The sequence below is a fragment of the Methanobrevibacter sp. genome, from assembly GCF_017431965.1.
In the GTDB taxonomy this organism is placed as follows: Archaea; Methanobacteriota; Methanobacteria; order Methanobacteriales; family Methanobacteriaceae; genus Methanocatella.
This window is the reverse complement of the sequence record NZ_JAFRKB010000066.1, coordinates 1-6,145: the sequence shown is the minus strand read 5'-3', so window position 1 is coordinate 6,145 and position 6,145 is coordinate 1. Positions and strand designations below refer to the sequence as shown.

Here is a 6,145-nt window from a genome sequence, read left to right as displayed (position 1 = left end):
TTTCCTTAAAATGCTAAAGGTCGGAACTACATCATCAACACCGTTTAGATAATCGATTACATTAAAGATGTCCATATCTCTTTTTGGCAGATATTCAGATAATGCCTCAATGTAATCTCCAATTGTCAGGCTCAATGTTTCGGTTCTGGCACATCCGCTGGAACATGAAAACAATTTTATAGCTTTCATTAAAGGAGATGCTATTTGAAAAGCTTCCCTTATAACAGCCTTATCCGGCAAATCCTTGAAATATATCGGAGCTGGCTTTTGAATGCTCTTTTCATTAATCTTAGGCAGTGACAATATCTCAATGTCATAGAATTTATAGAAATATTTAATGCAGTTCATTTCTTTTCTGACAGTTCCTGGAGCATAATGCTGATACATGTAATGCCTATATTCGACTAATTTTGCTTTTAAGCGACTGTGTTTCCATTTTACTCCATTGTTTTCATCTTCTTCAGCTTCATAAAGAAGTTCTTTTAAGCTCATACCAAAATACTCGCAGTACTTTCTCAGCGAAAGCTCATAGCTAAAGAATGTACCCTGCGCATGGTTGCAGCTTATTGAAAAATTTTTTAATAGCTCGTCATTCATCATACTTAACACCTCTATTTTTCATAGATATAATATCTTGAGAGAGAGCAGTTGAATACTAATAAGTATCAGAACTTTTGAAACTGTTCGTATAAAACAAAACTATATATAATAATGACTATAAAATAATAATAAATTCATATGAATGAATTTACTTAATGGAGATTTTAAAATGAAAGCTAATGCACAAAAAATAGCTGATGGAGTATACTGGATTGGTGTACTCGACTGGGACTTAAGAACCTACCACGGTTACACCCTAGATGGAACCACCTACAATGCATACATTGTATTTGGCGAAGACGAAGTAGCAATCATTGATAATGCTTACCCTGGAAAAACAAAAGAAATGATGGCACGTATCGACGATGCATTTGCCCAAGAGGGAAGAGAAGTAAAAGTTGACTACATTATCCAAAACCATGTTGAAAAAGACCACTCCGGAGTTTTAGTGGATTTACACAAAAGATTCCCTGAAGCACCAATTTACTGTACAAAAATCGCAGTTAACGGGCTTTTAAAGCACTACCCTGCACTTGAAGGTGCTGAATTTATTACTGTTGGAACTGGCGACAGTCTAGATGTTGGCGGAAGAACCTTGGCTTTCCTTGACGCATTCCTATTGCACTGGCCTGACAGCATGTTTACATTGCTTGCAGATGAAACCGGAATTTTATTCCCTAACGATGCATTCGGTCAACACTTATGTTTCACAAAAAGATTCTCAGATGAAATCCCTGAAAACATATTGATGGATGCTGCTCAAAAATTCTATGCAAACTTGATTACACCACTATCCAAATTAGTGCTTAAAAAATTAAATGAAGTAGTGGAATTAGGATTGCTTGAACAAATTAAAATGATTGCACCATCACACGGTCAGATATGGACTGATCCTATGCAAGTCATTGGAGCTTACCAAAACTGGGCAACCGGAGTATGTGAAGACAAAATCACAATCATCTACGATACCATGCACTACTCAACCCAACAAATGGCTCACGAAATTGCTGAAGGCGCAATGTCTGAAGGCTATGATGTGGAAATCTTCTTCTTGCACGAAGATGAAAGATCCGAAATCGTTAAAAGTATATTGACCAGTAAAGGAATTGCAGTCGGAGACCCTACCATTAACGATGTTCCATACCCAAGTATAGGGGACATTATGTACTACCTAAAAGGACTGCTCTTCAACAGAACAGGTATCGAAAGAAAAGCGGTTACATTCGGTTCAATGGGTGGAAGAGGAGGATCTCCTGCAAAACTCGCTGAAGAATTAGGAACCTGCGGATTTGATGTTATTGACACACAAGAAATCACTTTTGTGCCAAACGCAGAAGAAGAAGAAGCAAGCTATAATTTAGGTGTTGCATTAGCAAAAGCATGCAAGGAATTATAAAAATACATTTAAATGTAAAAAATATAACATAATATTAGAAAAAAGGAGATTGATTTTTATGGTAAAATATGAACATGAAATCGGAATTACTAAAGGAACTCCTGTAGAAAAATTTGTTGCAGGAAACTTTGAAGGTGAAACTAACGAAGTAGGTATCTACTTAGCTATGTCCAGACAAGCTTCCAGAGCTGGTTACGGAGAATTAGCAGAAGTATTCAAAAGATTAGCATGGGAAGAAGCTGAACATGCTGCAAGATTCTGTGAAATGAATGGAATCATTAAAGATGACCTCAAAGCAAACATCGAATGGATGATGGGCGGAGAAAAAATGGCTAACGCAGAAAAAAGAGAAGCTTCCGAAAAAGCTGAAGAAGCTGGTATTGAAACTGCTGCTGATTTCTTCAGAGAAAGTTCCAAAGATGAAGGTCGTCACTACAAAATCTTAGAAGGAATCTTAGAAAGATACTTCTAGATTCAAAAAAAGAAAGAATTTAACTATTCTTTCACTATTTCTTTTTTTACATTTGAACTGCTGATTGCGACAGCAGATATTGAAATCACCACAATTTTCAATTATATGCCAATTTTTTAAATCATTACATACTTAATATTTCAAATAAAATTAATTTCAGTAACTTTAAATTTAAAATAAATTGTTTAAATCTTTTTATTTTTTATTTATTTGATTTATTTTTCTTTATTTTGTTTTTTAAAATGCAAGTAAGCACTTACATTCGAAAAACTTTATATAATGCCATTTTCATATAATTACTTGTGCGGCGAAATGTTATATTTCAAAGCCAACATCTCAGTTTATCAAAGGATAAACATATGAATATTAATAAAAAATTAAATTCGCTTGTATTGCATAGCTGCATCTGCGGGCATTGCTTGCGCTGCTGATAAAGGTGGTTATGCTGCAATTAGAAGAAATAAATAAAACTTTTTTATTAACCATAAAAGCGTGATTCAATATCATGCTTTTCACTTCTCCCTATTTTTCAGTCAATAGATAAATTTTAAAATTAATTGTTTAAATCTTTTTATTTTTCATTTATTCAGAATATATCACTTTATTTTGTTTTTTAAGATGCAAGTGAGTGCTTACTTTCGAAAAACTTTATATAATGCCATTTTCATATAATCAGTTGTGCAGTGAAATGTTATATTTCACACCTCAATATTCAATATAACTAAAAGGTGGTGATACTTATGGATATCAACAAAAGACTATTAACATTACTTGCAATATTTTGCATAATCGCATCTGCAGGTGTTGTTTGTGCTGAAGATCAAGGTGGATACGCTGGAAGCAACTACGATATGGCTGATGCTGACGGATTAGAACCAGGAAACGGATTACCTCTCGAAAACCAAACCGGAAACACTACCGGCAACACAACAGGTAACACTACAGGTAATGCAACCGGAAACACTACCGGCAACACAACCGAAAACGTAACTGCTAATGCAACACACAATGTAACTGCAAGCCACAAAATGCCCCTAACAGGTAATCCAATCATAGCTTTATTAGCTGTAGTAGGTATTGTAGGCGGTTACGCAGCAATCAGAAGAAACAGATAAATTTAAAAACTTTTTATTAACCTTTTTATTCAGAAAAGCATGATTCAATTTCATGCTTTTCATTCCCCCCCCATTTAAACTAATTTTACTCAAAACCCAATTGAAAAAGGTCTGTTAATTTCAAGTAGAGAAGTTAATTTAAACTACTGATGCCAGATTGAAACGATCCCAATTGTAAACATGACTGAAATTGAATCACCGACTGGTTTATATTTCTTTTCAAAAATTTATATCTAAAATTTGACCATACATTTCAATAATGTTTTAATTTTTCAAAATAAAATTAGTTATAAATTTAACTCAAATTTTAAAATTAATTGTTTAAATTATTTTATTTTTTATTTATTCAATGGATATTGTTTTATTTAGTTTTTTAAGATGTAAGTGAGCACTTGCATTCGAAAAGCTTTATATAATGCCTTTTTCATATAATTAATTGTGCAGTGAAATGTTATATTTCACACCTCAATATTCAATATAACTAAAAGGTGATACTTATGAATCTCAACAAAAAACTATTAACATTACTTGCAATATTTTGCATAATCGCATCTGCAGGCATAGTTTGTGCTGCAGATCAAGGCGGATACGCTGGAAGCAACTACGATATGGCTGAAGCTGACGGATTAGAACCAGGAAACGGATTACCTCTCGAAAACCAAACCGGTTACGTGCCTTTAGACGCTGACGGCAACCCAATATTAAATGCAACCGGAAACACTACCAGCAACATAACCGGAAACGCTACACACAATGCAACCGGAAATGTAACAGGCAATGTAACTGGTAACGCAACACACAACATTAGTGCACACCACACCATGCCAGTGACAGGTAACCCAATCATTGCATTATTAGCAGTGACCAGCCTCGTCGGTGGATACGCAGCACTTAGAAGAAACAAATAAATTTAAAACTTTTTATTAACCTTTTTATTCAAAAGCATGATTCAACGTCATGCTTTTCATTTCCTCCCTATTTTTGAAATAAAATTAATTTAACCTATTTTTAATCTAAATCCAAAAAATATCACAGAAGGAAAAACACTTTAATTTCTAAACTTAAAACAAGTAATTTTTCTAAATAAAACCGACTATAAGACTGAATACAATTACAATAGCAAAGATTGCTGAAATTGAATTAACGATTGGAGTATATTGTTTTTCAGATAATCTATAGCTCAACAAAATTTCAAGCATATAACCGCCATCGAGTGGTTTGATTGGAAGTATATTGAACAGCCCTATTCCTAAATTTAAAGTAAAGATCCACTGAAGAATATCTTCCAGGCTAAACAATACCCAAGGAAGTGAACCCAATGAATTATTTTTTAGTTCAAAATGTTTTGAAGCCTGTATTCCGAAAAATCCTACAGACTCATTATTAGGGTTTTTGCCAAGTTCAACCATATAGCTTCCCTGATTTGTCTGAACAGTTATATTATCTCCAGGTGAAAACGAGGATACGACATCCACATAACTTTGAGCATCATTAATTTCATTGCCATCAATCGCTTCTATTACCATTCCCTGCTTTAAAATACCATCAGACGGGGAATCACTAACAACTCTGCTAATCTCTATTCCATTTTCATCGAATAACATAGGAATTTCATAAGACACGCCGGCAATAAGCAAAATAGCTATTAACGCTAAAGTAATATTGGCCATTGTTCCGGCACCATATACCCTTAGTCTTGAAACCCTGCTGGAACTTTTAAGAATCTCTTCATCAGGTTCCACAAACGCTCCGGGAATTATGGCAAACAATAATAATCCAACTGACTTGATTGGAATTTTTTCACCAACAGCCTGTATTCCATGGGAAAATTCATGAACCACCAATACAGTAGCAAGTGCAATGAAACCTGATAAAAATGGGACATATATCGGAGAACCCGGTATTTCAACACCCGGCAGTATAACTGAAACTGTCGGCGTGTCAAAAACTGACTGCAGAGAACTAAGCAATAGCCATGCCATTGCAATCATTCCAATATAACAGATTACAATTCCAAAATTCATGTACCATTTCCAAAATTTTGGAGAAAAATTAGAAATTTTTGAAATTATCCCCCTGAGCTTATCAGTTTTCCACATGATAATTGGGAAATTAATTTCAAAACCATGATTAGACAATTTATCTTTTAATGTTAAGGACAATATCCAGATAATGAAAAAAGCTATCAAATAATAATAAATCCCATTCATTAAAATGCACCTTTAACTACCAAAGTAGTGAATCAAAGAAGACAACATCAACTATATCATTCTTTTGATATCCTTCATCATTTTCGTCTATGATGATATAGCTGTTTGCCTCAACCATTGACCTAATTATGCCAGAACCCCTGTTCAGGACATGCCTTGTATAGTTTTCATCAGTGAAAGAACGTATGAAATCTGTCCTACCCAGTTGGGAAGGAATTTTTAGCTGAGATTCCTTTTTGATAATATTAAAATCAAATGCTCTTCCTTGCATTTCAAATAGATATTTTCTTGCAAAAATATCAAACTGAGTCATTGCCGCAACAGGCTGGACGGAAAATGTAAATACCATCTT

At 34.1% G+C, this 6,145-nt stretch carries 5 protein-coding genes and 2 pseudogenes; 4 read left to right on the top strand and 3 right to left on the bottom strand.

Going from position 1 to position 6,145, the window contains the following annotated elements; all coding sequences use genetic code 11:
- A pseudogene (locus IJI93_RS09610) lies at positions 1-492 on the bottom strand (site-specific integrase); the annotation flags it as partial.
- Positions 493-769: 277 nt separating this feature from the next.
- Here IJI93_RS09610 and IJI93_RS09605 point away from each other — a divergent pair.
- The 4 genes from IJI93_RS09605 to IJI93_RS09590 all read left to right on the top strand — a co-directional run bounded on the left by IJI93_RS09605 (position 770) and on the right by IJI93_RS09590 (position 4,491).
- Positions 770-1,996, top strand: coding sequence for an FprA family A-type flavoprotein (locus tag IJI93_RS09605; protein WP_292822501.1), 1,227 nt, complete (start codon positions 770-772; stop codon positions 1,994-1,996).
- Between the two features lie 58 nt (positions 1,997-2,054).
- Positions 2,055-2,468 carry a ferritin family protein gene (locus IJI93_RS09600; protein ID WP_292822499.1) on the top strand — a complete coding sequence of 138 codons (414 nt, stop codon included), beginning with the start codon at positions 2,055-2,057 and terminating at the stop codon, positions 2,466-2,468.
- A 740-nt stretch (positions 2,469-3,208) separates the two neighbouring features.
- Positions 3,209-3,583, top strand: a complete 375-nt coding sequence (locus tag IJI93_RS09595) for a hypothetical protein (RefSeq protein WP_292822497.1) — start codon at positions 3,209-3,211, stop codon at positions 3,581-3,583.
- A gap of 497 nt (positions 3,584-4,080) precedes the next feature.
- The gene (locus IJI93_RS09590; RefSeq protein WP_292822495.1) at positions 4,081-4,491 is read left to right on the top strand and encodes a hypothetical protein; all 411 of its coding nucleotides are present in this window, start codon (positions 4,081-4,083) and stop codon (positions 4,489-4,491) included.
- A 171-nt stretch (positions 4,492-4,662) separates the two neighbouring features.
- Here IJI93_RS09590 and IJI93_RS09585 read toward each other — a convergent pair whose 3' ends face one another.
- Positions 4,663-5,793, bottom strand: a complete 1,131-nt coding sequence (locus IJI93_RS09585; protein ID WP_292822493.1) for a site-2 protease family protein — start codon at positions 5,791-5,793, stop codon at positions 4,663-4,665.
- 16 nt (positions 5,794-5,809) lie between these two features.
- Positions 5,810-6,145, bottom strand: a pseudogene (locus IJI93_RS09580) (molybdopterin molybdenumtransferase MoeA); the annotation flags it as partial.

Bases quoted from the DNA above. Each gene is read 5' to 3' on its own strand.
- IJI93_RS09605 (WP_292822501.1), top strand. From the start codon at position 770: ATGAAAGCTAATGCACAAAAAATAGCTGATGGAGTATACTGGATTGGT.
- IJI93_RS09600 (WP_292822499.1), top strand. From the start codon at position 2,055: ATGGTAAAATATGAACATGAAATCGGAATTACTAAAGGAACTCCTGTA.
- IJI93_RS09595 (WP_292822497.1), top strand. From the start codon at position 3,209: ATGGATATCAACAAAAGACTATTAACATTACTTGCAATATTTTGCATA.
- IJI93_RS09590 (WP_292822495.1), top strand. From the start codon at position 4,081: ATGAATCTCAACAAAAAACTATTAACATTACTTGCAATATTTTGCATA.
- IJI93_RS09585 (WP_292822493.1), bottom strand. From the start codon at position 5,793: ATGAATGGGATTTATTATTATTTGATAGCTTTTTTCATTATCTGGATA.